The following is a 16,476-nucleotide window of genomic DNA, read 5'->3' as shown; positions in this document are numbered from 1 at the left end:
TTAATTATATTAGAACCTACTAATGTAAAAGTCTATACTTAAAAAGGTATCAAAAAGAGAAATAATAAAAATGAATATTGAACAACTAGCTGTCAACGCAGAGCAAGCCGAACAGTTTTTAAAATTAATGGCTAACAAAAATCGCTTAATGATTTTATGTAGTTTATTACAAGGTGAGCAAAGTGTAGGTGAGCTAAATAAAAATGTACCTTTAGCACAGTCAGCGTTATCTCAGCATTTAGCAAGTTTACGCAAGGCAGATATGGTTGCTACTCGCAGAGAAGGGCACACTATTTATTACTCGTTGACCGACCCAAAAGTTGAGTCGATCATTGCTTTGCTATATGAGTGGTTTTGCCGAGCAGAAAATACTAAATAAACGTAGCTATTTCATCGAGTGATTTTTTATCCAGTGCATGAGCAGGTATTGATGCATCATCACTTGGGTAGCCTGTAATAAGTAGCATGTATGGGCGTTCGTTATCTCTATCGCGATTACATATGTCGGTTAAAAAACTCATTGGCTTTGGAGTATGAGTAAGGGTTGCTAAACCACTGCGGTGCAGTGCTTGAATTAAAAAGCCGGTAGCTAAGCCAACAGACTCATGCACATAATAATTCGTATTTTTATCATCGGTGCTTACGCCCCCCTTTTTTTGACTAAATACAGCTATAAGCCAAGGTGCATGCTCTAAATAAGGTGTATTGGCGTCGGTACCTAACGGTTTTAGCGCATCTAACCATTCTTCACCTGCTCTGCCTTCGTAAAAAGAACGCTCTAATTTTTCTGCGGCTTCTCTTATTTGTTTTTTTACATCGCTACTGTTTATAGCCACAAAATACCAAGGCTGATGATTCGCTCCACTTGGTGCTGTGCCAGCTGCTTTTATACATGCTTCAATAATATTTTTTGGTACTGGGCGATCGCTAAAGCTGCGAATGCTATGGCGGCGTTGGCTGGTTTGTAAAAACTCGTTAGCACGATTTAGCATTTCTTCATGTGGATATTCTATAAAGTCATTTAACGGCTGGCTTTAGTGATCTTGCATGGCTTTTCGCTTCTTATAAAAAGTATATGTGGTTTTTATACCGAGTGAATACAGTGCAGGCAAGTGTTATGAGTTTAAATTATGTTTATTTGTTGTTACAAATCTAACCAGTAAGTAACTTATGTTCCTATTTTTCTTGTGGTATAAAACATTATAAAAATAATTACTCATATTCAAGGAAGTAAAAATGCTATCAATAACAGGGTTATCTAAAACCTACGATAACGGCGTACATGCACTACAAGGTGTTGATTTATCTATCGGCAAAGGGATGTTTGGATTACTTGGGCCAAATGGCGCAGGTAAATCATCGCTAATGCGTACCATTGCAACACTGCAGTCGGCTGATTCAGGTTCAATTACTTTTGATGGCATTGATGTATTTAAAGACCCACAGGCTTTGCGCCAACGTTTAGGTTACCTACCGCAAGATTTTGGTGTATACCCACGGGTAAGTGCCTACGACTTGCTAGACCATATGGCTGTTTTAAAGGGAATTCATAATAAAGCAGAGCGTAAAGAGTCGGTTGAAGGATTACTTGCACATACTAATTTATATCAACATCGCTCAAAAGCGGTAAGTGGCTTTTCGGGCGGTATGCGCCAGCGTTTTGGTATTGCACAAGCCTTACTAGGTGACCCCGACTTACTTATCGTTGATGAACCAACAGCGGGGCTAGATCCTGAAGAGCGTAATCGTTTTCATAACTTGTTAGTAAGCTTAGGCGAGCAAAAAGTCGTTATATTATCGACCCACATTGTTGAAGATGTAGCAGAGCTTTGCCCAAACATGGCGGTGCTGGCAGGCGGTAAAATACTATTAGAGGGCAATCCAATTGCCCTTACCGATAAACTCCAAGGCCAAATTTGGCGCAAAGCCATGAGCCAAGAAGAAGCGCTAGAGCTTGAACCGCAGCTGCCTGTTATTTCAAAACGCTTATTTGCTGGGCAAACCATATTACACGTATTAGCCAATGAAGCCCCTGAAGGTTTTGAGCTCAGCAGTGCAAACCTAGAAGATGTGTATTTTTCTACGTTGCTTAATCATCGTAACAGCCAAGTAGCATAAGGGGGCGCTATGTTTTTTAATATGCTCGCGTTTGAGCTGCGCTATTTTATGCGTCAGCCTTCGTTTTATGTGACCTCATTAATATTCTTTTTTATGGCGTTTTTTATAAGCTCCAGTAGTAAGTTTCCGTTAGGTGGGGCTAATGTTCATATGAACTCGCCTTATACCATTATGGTTTTAACGGTTACCTTTTGTACGCTTGCTATGTTTTTAGTGGTTAACTTTGTTGCAAGCTCAGCGATTCGCAACAGCGAGACCAAAATGGATGAGCTGGTGTTTAGTAAGCCCGTTAACCCGCTTGCTTATCAATCAGGACGTTTTTTTGGTGCTTACTTGGTTGTGCTAGTTGTTTTTTTAACTGTGCCATTAGGCGTGTGTTTAGGATCTCAATTTGGCTTGTTGGTTGGCTGGCTCGATAGCGAGCTAGTAGGCCCCAATAAGTTTATATATTACGCAGCGCCTTTTTTATATTTAGCAGTGCCAAGCTTATTGGTCCTCAGTGCTATTTTTAATAGTGTGGCGGTCTATTTTAAAACCATGATGGCGGTATATGTAACGGCCGTGGTGGTTTATATAACCTACCAATTGGCGAGTATCTATTTTGATGATTTAGCGTTTAGAAATATTGTTGTTTACGCAGACCCATTTGGCACAGGGTCGTTAATTGACTTAACCCGTTACTGGACTGTAAGTGATAAAAATACTGAAGTGTTAACGCTTTCGGGCGATTTTTTAATTAACCGTATTTTATGGGTAGCAATAAGTTTAGCGATGTTTTTTGGCCTCGGAAAGTTAGGTAATCGCGTAGTCACTAAAAAACAGAAAAAGCAATTTGCTGTCTCTACGTTTGTAAAAAATAAACAAGCAGCACTTATTAGCAGCGCTAAAAATTACAAGTCAAAAGGGGTAAATACGAAATCGCAATTAGTAATGCGCAGCTTATTTGAACTTAAGCAAGTTATATTAAGTGCCCCTTTTATGATTTTAGCGGGTGTCAGTATTACTATGTTACTCGCACCACTTTTTGCACCTATTGGCGCATATGGCACAACGGATTGGCCGCTCACACAAAACATGGTGGGCATAATTCAAAACTCCTCCGCTTTGTTTATGTTTATCATTATTGCTTATTACAGCGCAGAGCTGGTTTGGCGAGAACGCCAAAGTGGTATGGGTGATATTGTTGACAGTTTCCCGGTGCATAACAGTGTGTTTTGGGTATCTAAAATTATTGCGTTAATCACTGCAGTTTGTGGCCTTTATTTAGTAGGCATGATGTTTACCATTGCAGTGCAACTGTTTAAGGGGCAATTTAACCTAGAGCTTGGCCAGTACTTATTTAGGTTGGGTTACCTTACATTACTGCCTTTAATTATGATGGCTATATTGGCGTTCTTTTTACAAATAATTAGCCCTAATAAATACATAGGTATGGGTTTATTTATTCTGTATTACATTGCTCAAATGGTAATGGGTGCTTACGGGTTTGAGCATCATATGTATCATTTTTCTCAAAGCAGTAGCGTACTGTATTCTGATATAAATGGTTATGGACATTTTTTACAAGGCGCGCATTGGTATACCCTATATTGGGGGGCATTGAGTGTGTTTTTAGCTATTGTAGGGTTTGCTTTATGGCATCGCGGCCCGTCGCAAACATTGCGTACTCGTTTATCTTTAGTACGTTACAACATGTCTTTAAAAGGCCAGATTGCAGCCGTTATAAGTTTATTGGTATTTGTGGGCGCGGGTTATAACATTTATTACAACACCCGTGTAATCAACGAGTTTGTAACAAGTGATGATAACGAAGCGCTACAAGTAAGGTATGAGCAAGAGTTTTCACAATACAAAGACTTGCCACTGCCTATAATAACTGATGTTGATTTAAACATTGATATTTATCCTAAAAAGCGTGCTTTAAATGCCGTGGCTAAAATTAAGTTTACCAATACCGCAAACGAGCCAATAACCCGTGTGTTAATCAACGAGCCTAGCCAATCTAAAAGCTGGGATGTAAAAATGGCGGGCGGAAAAATAGTAGAGCGTTTAACCGATTTTGGCATGGTATGGTTTGAGTTTGAACAACCGCTAATGCCCAATGAAGTGCGAGAAGGCGAGCTCTCAGTTTCTCGTGAACACGACGGTTTTGTTGATAGAAGATCTGATACTCAACTCGTGCACAACGGTACATTTGTAAATAATGGAGAATTATTACCAAATTTTGGTTATCAAAAGTATTTTCAAATTGCTGACAAGTATGAGCGCCGTAAGCACGAGTTACCTGAACTTGAGCGCGCACATAAACTAGAAGACAGCCGTTATTATACGCAAAATGAGTTTGGGCCTGCTAATGGGTTTATAAACTATAAGGCAACGGTAACCACCGATGAGTCACAATTTGCGATTACTCCAGGTTACTTAAAAAGTGAGAGTGTAAAAGATGGACGCCGCACCTTTGTTTATGAAATGGATGCTCCAATTATAAACTTTTACTCTGTGCTTTCGGCAGAGCTTGAAAGTAAAAAGGTTGAGCATAATGGGGTAAATATTGAGGTGTACTACCACAAAGATCATGCATGGAATGTTGACCGCATGATTGAGTCAGTTCAAGACTCAATAGATTACTACACACAAGCCTTTGGCCCGTATCAGCATAAGCAGTTACGTATTATTGAGTTTCCTAAGTATCGCTCGTTTGCGCAAAGTTTTGCCAATACGGTACCTTACTCAGAAAGTATTGGTTTTATTACAGACCTAAGAGATGAGAGTAAAGTTGACCTACCTTACTATGTAACCGCACATGAAGTTGCGCACCAATGGTGGGGGCATCAAGTATCAGGGGCTAATGTAGAGGGTAGTGCTGTTATTTCTGAAACACTTTCCCAGTACAGTGCGCTTATGGTGCTAAAAAAACGCTTTGGCGCCGAGAAGCTCCGTAAATTCTTAAAGTACGAGTTAGATAAATACTTAATGGGCCGTACTGGCGAAGCTTTTGAAGAAATGCCACTATATAAAACGCAGGCTCAACAATACCTTCATTACAATAAAGGCTCAGTTGCGATGATGGCTATTTATGATCGATTAGGTGAAGTACGCTTAAATGCAGCACTTAAAGCGTTTTTGAATGAGTTTAAATATCAATCAACGCCATATCCAACCACACTTGATTTACTTAGTTATTTAAAGCGAGATGCAACACAAGCTGAACAACGTTTTATTGATGATCAGTTTAAATATATAACGCTTTATGAGCTTGAAATGAAAGAAGTGTCGGTTACAGATGATGTTGATGGCGAAGGTTTTTATACAGTAACACTGAGCGTTGAAGCAACTAAGCAGCATGCCGATGGACAAGGTGAAGAAACTGAGCAGCCGCTCGATGAGCTAATTGATATTGCATTGTTTAGCGACGACCCTGAAAACTTACTCGCTGAAGACTTTGTTATTTACTCGAAAAAGCATCAAATAGTATCTGGTACCAATACTATTGAGCTAAAAGTAAAAGAAAAACCATTATTTGCGGGGGTTGATCCTTACATTAAGCTGGTCGATAAAGACAGTAAAAACAACTTAGCTAAGTTTTAAAGTCTATTTATTTACTAAGGACTTAAACTGACTACTTTAAAGGCCGCATTTATGCGGCCTTTATGTGTAATAAACTGTATAAAACTTCATAGCGTTTCTACATATTCCCCACAGCTTTTTACGCTAATATTTTATGTTCTCTTATAAAGTTACCTTACTGGTATTTAGTTTATAAGGAAGAGTATGAAACCATTAATCATAGGGGCGATAGCATTAAGCCTCAGTGCTTGTTCTGCGGTAACCATTCAGCCACGGGCAACAGCAAAAATAACGAGCCAAGCTAATTACGAAGATAGCCGCCCATTTTATTTATGGGGATTAGTGGGTGAGCAGCGGGTAGACGTAAAACAAATATGTTCAAATACACCGGTTATTCAAATGCAGTCACAGCAAACGTTTAGTGATGGAGCGCTGAGTTTAATTACGCTTGGAATATACTCGCCTCATACCATTAAAGTGTGGTGCCAAGAGCAAGTACTAGGGGAGACATTATGAGCATCAAGCTATTTGCAGCCGGTTGCACACTGATTATTTTAACGGGGTGTACAAATATTTACTTTGATAACGGTATGCAGAGCAAAGTAAGCAATAAGACGCTAAAAAGTTCACAGTGGCATCATAATTTTGCACTTGCGTTGTACGAGGGATCAGAGCCGTTAGATTTAACAAAACATTGCCCACAAGGGGAGTGGCAAAGCGTTCATACGTATAAATCGTTTACTAATGGTTTAGCTGAGGTGGTTGTGAATCAAATTGGCCCAGCTTGGTACCCTAAAACAGTAGAAGTACAATGTAATAAGGTCGCGGATTCAAATCTGAAGTGCATAACGTTTAGGCGGCTTTAGCCGCCAAGTGATCCTGCATCAATTTTGCAGGCGTTTCAAATCCAAGTGTCTTCCTCGGACGATTATTAAGTTGCTCAAGTACTGGTATAACCTGCGCTGGTGTTACCGCCTTAAAATCTGTGCTCTTCGGCCAATACTGGCGTAGTAATCCATTCGTGTTTTCATTCAATCCGCGCTCCCATGAGTGATAAGGGTGAGCAAAATAAACAGGAACACTTAAAGCCTCTGTGATTTGCTCGTGATAAGCGAACTCTTTTCCATTGTCAGCCGTGATGCTATGAAGCGCTGACCTATATGGCCTTAATAGTTCTATCGTCGCCGTAGTGACGGCTTGTGCTGTTTTGCCTGCCACCTGAGTTGATACAGTGAATTGGGTGACCCGCTCTACAATGGTAACAAGGGCGCCTCGATGACCTTTGCCTATGACGGTATCTATTTCCCAATCTCCGATACGACCTTTCTCATCAACTATTTGTGGGCGCTCTTCAATGCTAACGCGATTTTTTATTTGCCCTCGGTTTGTTTTACCATGACTGCGCTTGTGATATTTCTTACCGTGTCGGCGCAGATGTAGGTATAACTCACCACCTGCTTTTTTATCTTCCCAGATATACAGATAAATGCATTCATGGCTGACAGACCGTTCACTTTCTTTGCGTAACCATCCCGTTATTTGTTCAGGACTCCACTTCTCATTAAGCTTCTGTGTAATTAAAGCTATCATTTCAGGTGTCATCTTAAGCGGTTTTCTTACACTTCTTCGGCGAAACAAAGCCCGCTCATGAGCTTGTTTGTGTCTGTAACCTCGCTTACCTGTATTTCTAGAAAGCTCTCTTGAAATCGTAGATTGCGATAAATTAGTTAGCTCAGCAATACTTTGTTGCGTAAAACCGCTTTTCTTTAGAACGGCGATCTGGCATCTTTGCGCATAGGTCAGTTGTTTGTAATGTCTCATTGTAAAATCTCTTGCCGGAGAAAAAGCAGTTAGTTTATGAGCAACTGACCACTTAATCTAGCCAAAACAAGTTATGCACTTACAATTTGAATCTAGGGGTACCATTTAAAGCAAAACAGCTATAAAAGAAGAAAAGGGCCAAAAGGCCCTTCGTGTCGCAGCAAGTAACACATTCTTTCTTATAAATTAAAGTCTACAGAATAAGCAACGTAAGCTTTAATATCTGAGTCATCCATATCTGTATCAGATAAACCAAAAGTGAACCCATCTTTCGAAATTGATACACCGTAATCTAAGATATTATCATCGCCAATAAAGTCACCTGAGTAGTGGCCTAAGTGAAGTGCCATTTCAGTGCCGTTACTGCCAACAGCAAAACCGTAGTCAGCTGTCAGGTAAAGTGAATCACCAAAGTCTGTACCATCACCACTTGCAGCTGATGTTGCAAGTACTGAAGCACCAAATGTAAAGCCTTCAACACTGATGCTACCGTAAATTTCAGAGAAATCGGCGTCAGCTTCAGAAGCGGCATCTGGGTAGGCGTAATAAATATAGCCAACATCGTAGCTAACGCTTTCGTTAATGTCGCCACCAAAACCTGCATATAGGTCAAGCTCATAGGTCATTTCATCTGCCCACGATGCATTTGAAGCCCAAGTACCTGCATAAAAGCCCGATTCATTGGCGTAATCAATACCGCCTGAAATAGCTGCATCGCCCCCAGTTTGCTCTTGACCACGCCATAAGTAGTTTGATGTTGCCGCTGCGTTTGCTGTTACTTCAGCATGTACGGCTGTTGACGTTAAAGATGTTGCGCCCATTAATGCTATAGCACTTATAGCGATGGTTTTTTTTAGTTTTAGCATGTCCATTTCCCGTTATATGATTTTTTGCTCGCCAAGGTTTTTATTATGTATTCGGAACCTTTAGGCTGACGGCTTTTTATTGTTTAACTAACGGGATAATTGCACTGTATGTGCCAGCTTCATTATTTTTTATTAAAAATTATTTTTTATATATTAAAAACATGAGCTTGCATTTTATAGATTGAGAAGAGATATGGCATGTAGGAAGACGTTGCGCACACCGCTGGTGCATAAATTAACCTAGCCGCACCATATAAGTACGGCTAAATTAGAAGTTTTTAGCCAAATATAGTGCGCATAAGGCTAATTGTTTCGTTTACACTACGACCTTTTTGAACTTCACTCACAATTGAATCGCGCTTACTGCGAATGTGCTCAGGAATATCGTCAGCAGCAAGTGCGCGGTCTACTAAAATTTCTGCAGACTCTTTACCTCTACGCTGAGTTTTACCTGTCGTAGTTGTAGTTCGTTTAGGCTTACTTAACAGTTTGATGTAGTTAGAGTTATCTGGTGTTTTAGCATCAGCATAGTGAAAGAAACATGGGATTAGCGCTTTAATAGCAACTAATTGTTCTTCTAACTCATTACTAGGTTTAGCCATTTTGTACCATGACATAGCTTGAATACCTTTTACAATATCTTGCCAGTAACGCTCAAAATCACTATTTTTAAGTTTAGAAACACCAAGGGCACCGCATAATGCATCTAACCGATTGTTTGTGATCGGAGTAAATATATCAGGGCGACGCATTGCAAGCAGTCGTGTTGCAGGCGCAAGTGTTGGTTTTTCATTATTGTCGGTGAATATTTTTGAATAAGCAGCAACAAATTGTTGATATTCGTATTGAGTAATGTCACCTTCAAGTGGAATATTTACTAGTGCATCGTCAAAGGCACCTGGTAAATCGCCAAGCATTTGATGAAAGCTCTTCGCACTTTTTGTTGATGCAAACCATTCAACGTCAAAGTTATATGTGCTTGGATCAAGTGATGCCATGTGCTTACCGCTAAACGCAAGTAAATCTTCAGGAATCATATCTTTAAGAGATTGTTCACGAATGCTCTTAATGTAGTCTACTAAGCGAAGCTGTTCATCAAGAGCAATAACGTCTTTGTGTTGTTCTACAAATACACTTACTACAGGCCACGGAGCAATACGTAAAGTTTTAACCTGTAAAAAGCTGATAGCTGAAATAAGCTGATCGTGTAGCTTCTTAAGTACTGGTAATTGCTGCGGCTCTAGTAAATCGTAGTTCATACGATCTCTACTTGCACTTAGCAATTCGTAACACCAAGGTAAAAAATCATCAGGGTGGTTTTCTACTTTCACGGCCATAAGGTTAAGGCTTAATTCTGAAGATTGCTTCAGAATGTTCTGATAGATTTGATTTTCTTGTTCGCCTAGCGTCATTTTTGACGGTGAAATTAGCAGTTTTTTCATGCCTTGTAGAATCTCCGGTTTAGATATATATTTTTTTGCTGGTCTATTTTAGCGCAATTACGCTAATAACAACAGCGCTGTCCTCCATACGTTGTAATTGAAGTAGCTAAATCGGCGTTTTTGCTAATAGAATGAGGCCAACGTTTTAACATGTATCAATCATTTTTATCTAGTACAAAGAGACTTTCAACTGAGGTATTAAAATGCTTTGCTATTTTTAGAGCAATTATTACCGAAGGGGTAAATCGTGCCGTTTCTACTGTACTAATAGTCTTACGTGAAACCGCAATTAGATCAGCCAAACCTTGTTGAGAAAGGCCTGCTTCTTTGCGGTATTTTGCAATTTTATTTTGCACTTTTGCTCCTAATCTTTGCTTTGCCAAAGAATTGATACGCTGTATATTAAACTCATTACAGCAAGGTAAAATGTAGCCATCATGCTGTGAGATACTTCTAAAGCAAGAGTATCGGAGAGTAAGTACACGCCACCCATACTAAAAAGTAAGCCAAGCACGACATGTTTATAGGCAATAGTGTCGATGGTATTTAAATACTCATCTTTATATGTAAGGTGGTATTTCATTCTCCATGTAAACCCGCCTCTGATCACAAACATAAAGAATGAACCTAAAAAAGCAGCAGTTCCTAAAAACAATAGTGGGGCTGATGTTTGATTAAGCATTGGGTAAACACTAATGATTAATAAAGTGACCCCCATGAATAATGAAAACCATGCATTTTGGCCCATAAATTTTTCTTCACTTTTAATATCGTAATTAGACATAGCTCATTTCCTTTTAAAATTTTTACAATATGTAACCTTTAGGTATCAATGTAGCCTTAAGGTTTCATTGGGTCAATATTTATTTGTAACCTAAAGGTATCAAAATGTTTCAGGGGCGATTCAGGATGGGAATGTAATATCTAATAAAAAGCTTTTTTATCAGAACGACAATGATTTTAAGGCTAACACTCGCTATGATAAGAACATTATTTGCACGTTTTAAAGGACGATCATGAAAACCTTACTTAAAATTGTAGGTGTAATACTTTTACTATGTATAGCACTAATTGTTGCCGCACCGTTTCTAATCCCTACTGATACTATTTTTAACAAAGTTTCAGAACAGGTAGAACAAACAACTGGGCGCACTCTTACCATTAAAGGTGATAAAACACTTAGCGTATTCCCTGCATTAAAGTTAGAACTTAACGACGTGCATTTTGCAAATATGGAATCAGGTTCGCGCGCCGATATGGCGAGTATGAAACAGCTTGCTGTACACATACCTTGGTTTTCATTATTTGGTGGTGAGTTTAAATTAGATAAGTTTGTTATAAACGAACCAAATATCCTATTGGAAACCGACAAAAATGGTAAAGCCAATTGGCAGTTGTTTGATGCAGTTGCAGAGCAACCAAAAGAGCAGAGCCAACCAGGTGAAGCGATAAAGCTTCCAGATAACTTTGATATTGAGTTAGGTGAGGTTGCTATTTATGGCGGCACATTCACTTATCTAGATGGTCAAACAGGTGCCAAACAACAAGTTAGCGATTTAGAACTCGCTATTTTACTTCCTTCACTTCGTAAAACATTAGAAGTAAAAGGGGGTATTACTTATATGCAAGAGCGTTTTGATCTTGATATAAAACTAGATACTCCTGCTAAAGCAATTGAAGGTGCTACTTTTAATGTTAAACAAACCTTAGATTCTCGTTTAGTTGATTTAACGTTCGAAGGGAGCATAGCTAAGCAAGGCCAAGATATTAAAGGTCAGTTAGCACTAAGCGGTGAGTCTGTTAAAAGTATTGCGAAATGGCAAGGCGTAGAGCTAGACGCTAAAGACAATGCATTTAACGGATTTAGTGTAAACGGTAAAATGCACCTACTAGGTGAGAAATTTAATCTAGAAGATTTAGTTGCGACGTTAGACGCATTAGAAATAAAAGGTAAGAGCGAGCTTAACCTAGGTAAGCGTTTAGCAGTAAATGCTGATATTGATTTAGGTATGCTTGACTTAAACCCGTATCTACCTGAAGCAGTGGCAAAACAAGAAGAGCCAGAAGAGCAAGAAGATAAACCTGCAGAGCCAATAGTATGGGATGACACTAAAATTGATTTAAGTGCATTAAATTCACTAGATGCAAATGTAGTGATTCGTTCAAGTGGATTAAAAGCAAATGATATTAAATTAGGCGCAAATCAATTTACTGTTGCTTTAAAAAATAGCGTTGCAAAACTAAGCCTAGATAGCTTTTCTGCTTATGAAGGGTCAGGTAAAGGCGTTATCAATGTAAACGCACAGCAAGTACCTTATAAAATATCAACTAACTTTGACTTAGCTGGAATAGATGCACAGCCTTTATTAACGGATGCGGCAGGTTTTGACAAGCTAATGGGTAAGGGGTCTTTAAATTGGAACCTAAACACAACTGGCCAAAGTCAAAAGTCGTTTATTGGTGCGCTTAATGGAAAGCTTGGATTTGAGTTTGCTGATGGAGCTGTAAAAGGTGCAAATATAGCTGAGATGGTTCGTAAAGGTAAGGAACTTATTTCAGGTAACTTTGGTGCTGCATCTGAAGGGCTTGATACCGGATTTGAAGAATCTGAGCAAACAGATTTTTCAGCATTAACTGGAAGTTTTAACTTTACTAATGGCGTTGGCAAAAATACCGACCTATCACTTATCAGCCCACTTATTAGAATATCAGGTGAAGGCGACGTTGATTTACCGCAAACAACGGTCAACTATCGTTTGGTTACAGGTATAGTTGGATCTATCGAAGGTCAGGGAACTACCGATGACAGCACTGGCTTTAAAATACCACTACGTATAAAAGGGCCTTTCCACGATGTAGGTATAAAGCTAGATGTTGGTGATGCGCTCAAAGATGAAGCTAAGCAGAAGGTCGATGAGGCAAAAGAAAAAGCCAAAGACAAAGCAAAAGATAAAATTAAAGATAAATTAAAAGGTTTATTTGGTTAATTTATTATACTTTAAACAAACAAGGCACATTACAGGTGCCTTGTTTGTTTTGTAACCACCTGTAAAATAGCTACATAGCCGTAATTACTCAGCTTTAATTTCCCATCACTCCAAATTAATTAAAAAATAACCTATCGCTACCCCCTCAATGCTGGTACAATTGCCCGCCCTTAAGAGACAACTCGTTTGTTTTTGAGTGGGATTTAATCGAAATGTCTTGATTTTAAACAAATTTAAGACACGTTGTAATTACTACACCGGAGGTCATTAACATGATCCAAATGCAAACTCAGCTGGAAGTTGCTGATAACAGCGGCGCTCGCAAAGTGCAGTGTATAAAAGTCCTTGGTGGTTCTCACCGTCGCTACGCAGCGATTGGCGACATCATTAAAGTTTCTGTAAAAGAAGCTATTCCTCGCGGTAAAGTGAAGAAAGGTGATGTTAAAAACGCGGTAGTTGTGCGTACCAGAAAAGGTGTTCGCCGTCCAGATGGTTCTCTGATCCGTTTTGACAGCAACGCTGCTGTTATCTTAAATGATAACTTACAGCCAATTGGTACACGTATTTTCGGCCCTGTGACTCGCGAACTTCGTAATGATAAGTTCATGAAAATCGTTTCACTAGCCCCAGAAGTACTGTAAGGAGCCAATCATGGCAGCAAAAATACGTCGTGATGACGAAGTAATCGTACTAGCAGGTAAAGACAAAGGTAAGCGCGGAAAAGTGCTTTCAGTTGTTACTGAATCTGGTCGAATCTTTGTCGAAGGCATAAACTTGATCAAGAAACACCAAAAGCCGGTTCCACAATTGAACCAAGCTGGCGGCATTGTTGAGAAAGAAGCATCTATGGATGCATCAAACGTTGCGATCTTCAACTCGGAAACGAGTAAAGCTGATCGTGTAGGTTTCAAGATTGAAGATGGTAAGAAATTACGTATCTTTAAATCTACTGGTAAAACTATCTAATAGTTGGAGTAGAATGATGGCGAAACTGCATGAAGTATATAAAGACAAAGTAGTTGCTGAACTTCAAGAGAAGTTTGGTTTCAGCTCTGTCATGCAAGTCCCTCAGATCGAAAAGATCACATTGAATATGGGCGTGGGCGAAGCCCTAGCTGACAAGAAGATTTTAGATAACGCAGTAGCGGATCTAGCAGCAATCTCTGGTCAGAAACCTTTAATCACTAAAGCACGCAAATCTGTTGCTGGCTTTAAAGTGCGTGAAGGCTACCCGATTGGTTGTAAAGTAACCCTACGCGGCGAGCGTATGTGGGACTTTTTTGAGCGTTTGGTATCAATCGCTATCCCACGTATTCGTGACTTCCGTGGCGTAAGTGCAAAGTCTTTTGATGGACGTGGCAACTACAGCATGGGCGTACGTGAACAAATCATCTTCCCAGAAATCGATTACGATAAAGTAGACCGTGTACGCGGTATGGATATTACTATCACTACTTCTGCGAAATCTGATGAGGAAGGCCGTGCGTTGTTAGAAGCGTTTAACTTCCCATTTAAGAAATAAGGGTAGGGTTATGGCAAAGAATTCTATGAAAGCGCGCGAAGCAAAGCGCACAAAACTAGTTGCTCAGTACGCTGAAAAGCGCGCTGCACTAAAAGCTATCATCAGTGATGTTAACACATCTGAAGATGATCGTTGGGACGCGGTACTTAAGCTACAAGCTTTACCACGTGATTCTAGCCCTGCACGTCAACGTAATCGTTGTAACATTACGGGCCGCCCACATGGTTTCCTTCGCAAATTCGGCATGAGCCGTATTAAAGTTCGCGAAGCAGCTATGCGCGGTGAAATTCCTGGCCTTAAAAAGGCTAGCTGGTAATAGAATCATGGGAGTAAGACTATGAGCTTGCAAGATCCTATCGCGGATTTGTTCACACGAATTCGTAACGGTCAATCAGCGAAGAAAGTATCTGTAACGATGCCAACTTCAAAGCTGAAAGTAGCATTAGCTAAAGTACTAAAAGACGAAGGTTATATCGTAGATTTCGCTGTTAACGGCGAAACTAAACCTGAGCTTTCTATCGAGTTGAAGTACTTCGAAGGCAAAGCTGTAATTGAAAATATCCAGCGTGTAAGTCGCCCTGGTTTACGTATCTATAAGAAACGTGACCAATTACCTAAGGTAATGGGTGGTCTTGGTATCGCTATCGTATCAACTTCTAAAGGCCTAATGACAGACCGCGCAGCACGTAGTGCTGGTGTTGGTGGTGAAATCATTGGTTTTGTAGCTTAATCGGAGGGGAACTATGTCTCGCATAGCAAAGGCACCAATTACTGTTCCTGCCGGTGTAGAAGTTACATTAAAAGGCCAGGAAATCACAGTTAAAGGCAAAAACGGTGAACTTACTCGTACAATCAACAACGCTGTTGAAGTACAAGTTAATGACAACGTTATTACTACTTTACCTCGTGATGGCGTAGCTAATGCATGGGCTCAAGCAGGTACTGCTCGCGCTCTAATCAACAACATGGTTGTTGGTACGCATGAAGGTTACGAGAAGAAACTTCAGTTAGTAGGCGTGGGTTACCGTGCTGCAGCGAAGGGTAAAACATTAGATTTAACTCTTGGCTTCTCACACCCAGTTAATTTCGCAGTTCCTGAAGGAATTACGATTGAAACTCCAAGCCAAACAGAAGTTCTAGTTAAGGGCGTAGACAAGCAGTTAGTTGGTCAAACAGCTGCTAACATTCGTGCATACCGTAAACCTGAGCCTTATAAAGGTAAGGGTGTTCGTTATTCAGATGAGAATGTACGCCGTAAAGAGGCTAAGAAGAAGTAAGGTAAGACGATGGATAAAAAAACAGCTCGTCTACGTCGTGCTAAACGCACTCGTAGAAATTATATTGAACAAGGCACAACGCGTCTTGTTATCCACCGCACGCCACGTCACATATACGCTCAAGTTGTAAATGCTGAGGGTAATGTACTGGCTGCTGCTTCTACTGTTGAAAAGGCTATTAGCGAAACAGTTAAAGGCACCGGTAACGTTGAAGCTGCGCAAGCAGTTGGCAAAGCGGTTGCTGAACGTGCGGCTGACAAAGGCATCGAAAAGATTGCTTTTGATCGCAGTGGCTTTAAATATCACGGCCGTGTGAAGGCGCTAGCTGATGCTGCGCGTGAAGCCGGTTTGCAATTCTAGGAGTAGACTATGGCTAACGTAGAAGCAAAGCAACAACAGCCTGATCTAGCTGAAAAGCTAATCGCGGTGAACCGTGTGTCTAAAGTAGTTAAAGGTGGTCGTATCTTTAGCTTTACTGCACTAACTGTAGTTGGTGACGGCGCAGGTAAAGTAGGTTTTGGTTATGGTAAAGCACGTGAAGTTCCAGCTGCTATTCAAAAAGCAATGGAAAAAGCACGTCGCAACATGATCAATGTAGACCTAAATGGCAATACATTACAGCATCCTGTTAAGGGACGTCATGCTGGCTCACTAGTGTTCATGAAACCAGCCTCTGAAGGTACTGGTATCATCGCAGGTGGTGCTATGCGTGCAGTACTAGAAGTGACTGGTGTTCAGAACGTACTTTCTAAATGTTACGGTTCTACTAACCCAATCAACGTAGTGCGTGCAACGATTTCGGCTCTTGAGAATATGAATTCTCCACAGTCAATCGCTGCAAAACGTGGCCTTCGCGTAGACGAAATACTGGGGTAA

20 protein-coding genes are annotated in these 16,476 nt (G+C 40.2%); 14 read left to right on the top strand and 6 right to left on the bottom strand.

Translation table 11 applies throughout. The features are described 5' to 3' along the window. The first annotated feature begins 70 nt into the window (after positions 1–70). Positions 71–379, top strand: a complete 309-nt coding sequence (locus RB214_RS15905; protein WP_024594836.1) for a helix-turn-helix transcriptional regulator — start codon at positions 71–73, stop codon at positions 377–379. Here RB214_RS15905 and RB214_RS15900 read toward each other — a convergent pair. After that, the gene (locus RB214_RS15900; RefSeq protein ID WP_309167776.1) at positions 372–992 is read right to left on the bottom strand and encodes a nitroreductase family protein; all 621 of its coding nucleotides are present in this window, start codon (positions 990–992) and stop codon (positions 372–374) included. The two genes, RB214_RS15905 and RB214_RS15900, sit on opposite strands and share 8 nt — an antisense overlap. A 244-nt stretch (positions 993–1,236) precedes the next feature. On the opposite strand from RB214_RS15900, the gene RB214_RS15895 reads away from it, so the two are divergent. The 4 genes from RB214_RS15895 to RB214_RS15880 all read left to right on the top strand — a co-directional run bounded on the left by RB214_RS15895 (position 1,237) and on the right by RB214_RS15880 (position 6,551). Then, positions 1,237–2,118, top strand: coding sequence for an ABC transporter ATP-binding protein (locus tag RB214_RS15895; protein ID WP_002959519.1), 882 nt, complete (start codon positions 1,237–1,239; stop codon positions 2,116–2,118). Positions 2,119–2,127: 9 nt separating this feature from the next. Continuing rightward, on the top strand, positions 2,128–5,706 hold the full coding sequence (locus RB214_RS15890) for a M1 family aminopeptidase (protein WP_309167775.1): 3,579 nt from the start codon (positions 2,128–2,130) through the stop codon (positions 5,704–5,706). Between the two features lie 183 nt (positions 5,707–5,889). Then, complete coding sequence (locus RB214_RS15885) at positions 5,890–6,201, top strand: Bor family protein (RefSeq protein ID WP_165744191.1); 312 nt, start codon at positions 5,890–5,892, stop codon at positions 6,199–6,201. Continuing rightward, positions 6,198–6,551, top strand: coding sequence for a Bor/Iss family lipoprotein (locus tag RB214_RS15880; RefSeq protein ID WP_309167774.1), 354 nt, complete (start codon positions 6,198–6,200; stop codon positions 6,549–6,551). Before RB214_RS15885 ends, RB214_RS15880 begins: the two co-directional genes overlap by 4 nt. Here the strand turns inward: RB214_RS15880 and RB214_RS15875 are convergent. From RB214_RS15875 to RB214_RS15855, 5 genes are all read right to left on the bottom strand, one after another. Next, positions 6,538–7,506: an IS30 family transposase gene (locus tag RB214_RS15875; protein ID WP_309167773.1), complete on the bottom strand. Its 969-nt coding sequence runs from the start codon at positions 7,504–7,506 to the stop codon at positions 6,538–6,540. The two genes, RB214_RS15880 and RB214_RS15875, sit on opposite strands and share 14 nt — an antisense overlap. Positions 7,507–7,685: 179 nt before the next feature. After that, the gene (locus RB214_RS15870; RefSeq protein ID WP_024591363.1) at positions 7,686–8,372 is read right to left on the bottom strand and encodes a TorF family putative porin; all 687 of its coding nucleotides are present in this window, start codon (positions 8,370–8,372) and stop codon (positions 7,686–7,688) included. Between the two features lie 278 nt (positions 8,373–8,650). After that, the gene (locus RB214_RS15865) at positions 8,651–9,814 is read right to left on the bottom strand and encodes a hypothetical protein (RefSeq protein ID WP_024606326.1); all 1,164 of its coding nucleotides are present in this window, start codon (positions 9,812–9,814) and stop codon (positions 8,651–8,653) included. 155 nt (positions 9,815–9,969) lie between these two features. Then, positions 9,970–10,170 carry a helix-turn-helix transcriptional regulator gene (locus tag RB214_RS15860; protein WP_309167772.1) on the bottom strand — a complete coding sequence of 67 codons (201 nt, stop codon included), beginning with the start codon at positions 10,168–10,170 and terminating at the stop codon, positions 9,970–9,972. Positions 10,171–10,178: 8 nt separating this feature from the next. Beyond that, positions 10,179–10,598: a hypothetical protein gene (locus tag RB214_RS15855; RefSeq protein ID WP_309167771.1), complete on the bottom strand. Its 420-nt coding sequence runs from the start codon at positions 10,596–10,598 to the stop codon at positions 10,179–10,181. 232 nt (positions 10,599–10,830) lie between these two features. Between RB214_RS15855 and RB214_RS15850 the strand changes: the two genes are divergently transcribed. From RB214_RS15850 to rpsE, 9 genes are all read left to right on the top strand, one after another. After that, positions 10,831–12,801: an AsmA family protein gene (locus tag RB214_RS15850; protein ID WP_002959500.1), complete on the top strand. Its 1,971-nt coding sequence runs from the start codon at positions 10,831–10,833 to the stop codon at positions 12,799–12,801. 272 nt (positions 12,802–13,073) lie between these two features. Then, entirely contained in the window at positions 13,074–13,442 is a 369-nt protein-coding gene (gene rplN, locus RB214_RS15845; protein ID WP_002959498.1) for a 50S ribosomal protein L14, read from the top strand. 10 nt (positions 13,443–13,452) lie between these two features. Further along, on the top strand, positions 13,453–13,767 hold the full coding sequence (gene rplX / locus RB214_RS15840) for a 50S ribosomal protein L24 (protein WP_002959496.1): 315 nt from the start codon (positions 13,453–13,455) through the stop codon (positions 13,765–13,767). Between the two features lie 16 nt (positions 13,768–13,783). Beyond that, positions 13,784–14,323 carry a 50S ribosomal protein L5 gene (gene rplE / locus RB214_RS15835; protein ID WP_010554915.1) on the top strand — a complete coding sequence of 180 codons (540 nt, stop codon included), beginning with the start codon at positions 13,784–13,786 and terminating at the stop codon, positions 14,321–14,323. A gap of 10 nt (positions 14,324–14,333) precedes the next feature. Then, complete coding sequence (rpsN, locus tag RB214_RS15830; RefSeq protein ID WP_006794245.1) at positions 14,334–14,639, top strand: 30S ribosomal protein S14; 306 nt, start codon at positions 14,334–14,336, stop codon at positions 14,637–14,639. Between the two features lie 21 nt (positions 14,640–14,660). After that, positions 14,661–15,053: a 30S ribosomal protein S8 gene (rpsH, locus tag RB214_RS15825; protein ID WP_002959491.1), complete on the top strand. Its 393-nt coding sequence runs from the start codon at positions 14,661–14,663 to the stop codon at positions 15,051–15,053. A 13-nt stretch (positions 15,054–15,066) separates the two neighbouring features. After that, on the top strand, positions 15,067–15,600 hold the full coding sequence (gene rplF / locus RB214_RS15820; RefSeq protein WP_002959488.1) for a 50S ribosomal protein L6: 534 nt from the start codon (positions 15,067–15,069) through the stop codon (positions 15,598–15,600). A gap of 9 nt (positions 15,601–15,609) precedes the next feature. Beyond that, on the top strand, positions 15,610–15,960 hold the full coding sequence (gene rplR, locus RB214_RS15815; RefSeq protein WP_002959486.1) for a 50S ribosomal protein L18: 351 nt from the start codon (positions 15,610–15,612) through the stop codon (positions 15,958–15,960). Between the two features lie 9 nt (positions 15,961–15,969). After that, positions 15,970–16,476: a 30S ribosomal protein S5 gene (gene rpsE / locus RB214_RS15810; RefSeq protein ID WP_002959485.1), complete on the top strand. Its 507-nt coding sequence runs from the start codon at positions 15,970–15,972 to the stop codon at positions 16,474–16,476.

It is taken from the genome of Pseudoalteromonas sp. HL-AS1, assembly GCF_031198785.1.
In the GTDB taxonomy this organism is placed as follows: Bacteria; Pseudomonadota; Gammaproteobacteria; order Enterobacterales; family Alteromonadaceae; genus Pseudoalteromonas; species Pseudoalteromonas distincta.
The sequence above is the reverse complement of the archived record's forward strand: the minus strand, read 5'-3'. Positions and strand labels throughout refer to the sequence as shown.

What these genes read in the sequence shown, in the direction of transcription:
- rplF (WP_002959488.1), top strand. Translation starts at nt 15,067, where the DNA reads ATGTCTCGCATAGCAAAGGCACCAATTACTGTTCCTGCCGGTGTAGAA.
- RB214_RS15850 (WP_002959500.1), top strand. Translation starts at nt 10,831, where the DNA reads ATGAAAACCTTACTTAAAATTGTAGGTGTAATACTTTTACTATGTATA.
- rplN (WP_002959498.1), top strand. Translation starts at nt 13,074, where the DNA reads ATGATCCAAATGCAAACTCAGCTGGAAGTTGCTGATAACAGCGGCGCT.
- RB214_RS15855 (WP_309167771.1), bottom strand. Translation starts at nt 10,598, where the DNA reads ATGTCTAATTACGATATTAAAAGTGAAGAAAAATTTATGGGCCAAAAT.
- RB214_RS15880 (WP_309167774.1), top strand. Translation starts at nt 6,198, where the DNA reads ATGAGCATCAAGCTATTTGCAGCCGGTTGCACACTGATTATTTTAACG.
- rpsH (WP_002959491.1), top strand. Translation starts at nt 14,661, where the DNA reads ATGAGCTTGCAAGATCCTATCGCGGATTTGTTCACACGAATTCGTAAC.
- RB214_RS15885 (WP_165744191.1), top strand. Translation starts at nt 5,890, where the DNA reads ATGAAACCATTAATCATAGGGGCGATAGCATTAAGCCTCAGTGCTTGT.
- RB214_RS15870 (WP_024591363.1), bottom strand. Translation starts at nt 8,372, where the DNA reads ATGCTAAAACTAAAAAAAACCATCGCTATAAGTGCTATAGCATTAATG.
- RB214_RS15875 (WP_309167773.1), bottom strand. Translation starts at nt 7,506, where the DNA reads ATGAGACATTACAAACAACTGACCTATGCGCAAAGATGCCAGATCGCC.
- rplX (WP_002959496.1), top strand. Translation starts at nt 13,453, where the DNA reads ATGGCAGCAAAAATACGTCGTGATGACGAAGTAATCGTACTAGCAGGT.
- rplE (WP_010554915.1), top strand. Translation starts at nt 13,784, where the DNA reads ATGGCGAAACTGCATGAAGTATATAAAGACAAAGTAGTTGCTGAACTT.
- RB214_RS15890 (WP_309167775.1), top strand. Translation starts at nt 2,128, where the DNA reads ATGTTTTTTAATATGCTCGCGTTTGAGCTGCGCTATTTTATGCGTCAG.
- RB214_RS15905 (WP_024594836.1), top strand. Translation starts at nt 71, where the DNA reads ATGAATATTGAACAACTAGCTGTCAACGCAGAGCAAGCCGAACAGTTT.
- rplR (WP_002959486.1), top strand. Translation starts at nt 15,610, where the DNA reads ATGGATAAAAAAACAGCTCGTCTACGTCGTGCTAAACGCACTCGTAGA.
- rpsN (WP_006794245.1), top strand. Translation starts at nt 14,334, where the DNA reads ATGGCAAAGAATTCTATGAAAGCGCGCGAAGCAAAGCGCACAAAACTA.
- RB214_RS15895 (WP_002959519.1), top strand. Translation starts at nt 1,237, where the DNA reads ATGCTATCAATAACAGGGTTATCTAAAACCTACGATAACGGCGTACAT.
- RB214_RS15865 (WP_024606326.1), bottom strand. Translation starts at nt 9,814, where the DNA reads ATGAAAAAACTGCTAATTTCACCGTCAAAAATGACGCTAGGCGAACAA.
- rpsE (WP_002959485.1), top strand. Translation starts at nt 15,970, where the DNA reads ATGGCTAACGTAGAAGCAAAGCAACAACAGCCTGATCTAGCTGAAAAG.
- RB214_RS15900 (WP_309167776.1), bottom strand. Translation starts at nt 992, where the DNA reads ATGCTAAATCGTGCTAACGAGTTTTTACAAACCAGCCAACGCCGCCAT.